The organism is Petrachloros mirabilis, from assembly GCF_975968855.1.
Genome location: NZ_CDLUDY010000291.1, coordinates 1 through 2387, shown reverse-complemented (window position 1 = coordinate 2387; position 2387 = coordinate 1). Strand labels below are relative to the sequence as shown.

The 2387-nt window shown below is 55.2% G+C and carries 2 protein-coding genes; both read left to right on the top strand.

What is annotated here, in order from left to right:
* Positions 1-1984 (top strand): TonB-dependent receptor plug domain-containing protein (locus ACWVCN_RS12610; protein WP_455246160.1); only part of this gene is annotated, 1984 nt, incomplete at its 5' end.
* Between the two features lie 13 nt (positions 1985-1997).
* Positions 1998-2387 (top strand): TonB-dependent receptor plug domain-containing protein (locus tag ACWVCN_RS12605; RefSeq protein ID WP_455246159.1); only part of this gene is annotated, 390 nt, incomplete at its 3' end.

Here is a 2387-nt window from a genome sequence, read left to right as displayed (position 1 = left end):
TTCGACCGAACAGCGCTTGGGACCGATATCCAGCGTCTATGAGGTTACGGCACACGACATCCTGGGCATGAACGCGCGCAACGTCGGCGAAGCGCTCCGGTTTGTTCCCGGTGTGATTATGGGACAAGGCGGACCGCGGAACGAGGCTCATATAATGGTTCGTGGCGTAGGACCGCGAGCGGGACTGTCGGGAGACGATTCGAAATACGCCGTGTTCATTGACGGCCGGCCCGTCTCCGAACCCTATCTAGGCACAGTCGATCTGTTCAACCTCCCCGTGGACAACATCGCCAAGATCAAGATCGTAAAAGGCCCGGCCGATGCCCCCTATGGACCCAATACGCTCGGCGGCGTGATCAATATCGTGACCAAACGGGGATCGAAACAATCGAGAACGCGGGCTACCACGAGCTATCAGGAAGACAATACCCAGGACTACTGGGTTGAGCACGGAGGAGAGAAGAGCCAATGGAACTACTACGTCACGGGCAGCATCCGTAAATCGAACGGCTTCCCCTTAGCTGACAGTTTCCAGCCGACGGCCACCGAGAACGGCGGGTTGCGGGAGCAGAGCCGATTTACCAAGTACAACATCTCGATGAATCTAGGCCGCGATTTCAATGAGACGGACAAGATCGCACTGCTCGCCGGCTACTATAAATCCAAATTCGACATTCCCGTCCCCACGGTCGGGTACAAAGCATTTCAAAGCGAGAATGGCCGCTTCACCGACTGGCAGCGATATTTCGTCGATCTCTCCGGAGAGACAAAAGCCACGGATTGGCTGAACCTCAGAGGAAAGGTCTATTTCGACAAATTCGACAACGAGCTGACATTTTTCTCCGACCAATCTTTCTCAACGATCGGGATCGATGGTTTCACAGGGGGTCAGACGATCAGCACGTTCAACAACTACGCCCTGGGCGCAAACCTTCAAGGCACGATCACCATCACACCCGACCTCCTGTTCAAAATCGGCACGATCAGCAAGCAAGATGTCGTCAACCGCCGGCGTGATACGGCAAGCCCTTTTGAAAACTACGAGACGGTGACGACCGACTTCTTCGTTCAGGCACAGTATTCGCCATTCCGCCAACTCATGTTCACCGCCGGATTCAACTACGATACGATTTACGTGCTCAATTCCTTCTTCGACCGCACCGACCGCAAGAAACCCCTGCACGCGTATAGTCCTACCGCCTCGATCATCTATGTTCCGATACCGGACACCCGCTTCCACGCCGCCTTCGGGAAAAAGAGCAACATGCCAAGGATGCAAAACCTGTTCGGCCAGAGAGCCGGCAACGTATCGCTGGTGCCGGAGAACAACCTTTCGTACGAGGTCGGGGTCACGCAATCCTTGTGGAACAACCGGATCGATCTCAGCGTCATCTATTTTGAGAACCACCTCGACAGCATCATCGAGCTCCAGGACAGACCCGGTGGTCCGATACAAGTCCCCTTCAACTCCTTCGTAGAGTTTGCCAATTCCGACAAATACACCACCCGTGGCGTTGACGTCATCTTCAACGCCAAATGGACGAAAGAGCTGTCGACCATCCTCAGCTATACGTATCTCAACACAATCAGCGAACGGCGCGGGGCTTCCCTCGACGCTCGCTTCACGAACGAACCGCTCGATCCGTCGTCTCCCCTTTTGGAACGCCCTCATCATCAGGTGAACGCTATCGCCAGATATGTCAAACCCATGGGCTTCAATGGGTTCGTCCAGGCGTCGTACATCAGCAACTCCTGGGATTCCAAGGCGCTCTTCAGCGATCCCTTCCCGCAGAACTTCGACCACAACGACGTTGTGAGAGTCGGCGGCTTCGTTCTCGTCAACACGAAGATCGCGTATGAGGTCTGGAAAGGCGTCAGGCCATTCCTCTTCGTGGAGAACCTGCTTGATTCTGACTACCAGCGTATTCGCGGGTTCCCGAGCGCGGGACGGTCGTTCTTCTTCGGAGTGAACGCGGCATTTTGAGGCTCGCCTTGACATGAACGGCCGAATTTCTTCAGTGACACCACTCGCCTTCCCCTTTCTCTGCCTGCTGCTGACAGCAGATCTTGTATCGCTCGCACAGGCCGGAACTCCGGCTCGAAGTGGGATGGAGGAGGATTCGCCTCCCATACTCATACAAGAATTAGAACTCATCAAGGAGGAAGAGAGCGTGAGCGTCGCGACGCGGCATGAGCAGCCGATCTCGCAGGCCCCATCGAACGTCTACGTCATTACGGCCGAGGACATCAGGCAGTCCGGCGCGACGGATATTCCCACCATCTTGCGGAGAATTCCAGGGATCGAAGTAATGCAGACAACCGGGGCTATGTTTAACGTCAGTGTCCGCGGAAATAATGAAATTGGCGCCAATAAGTTACTCGTCATG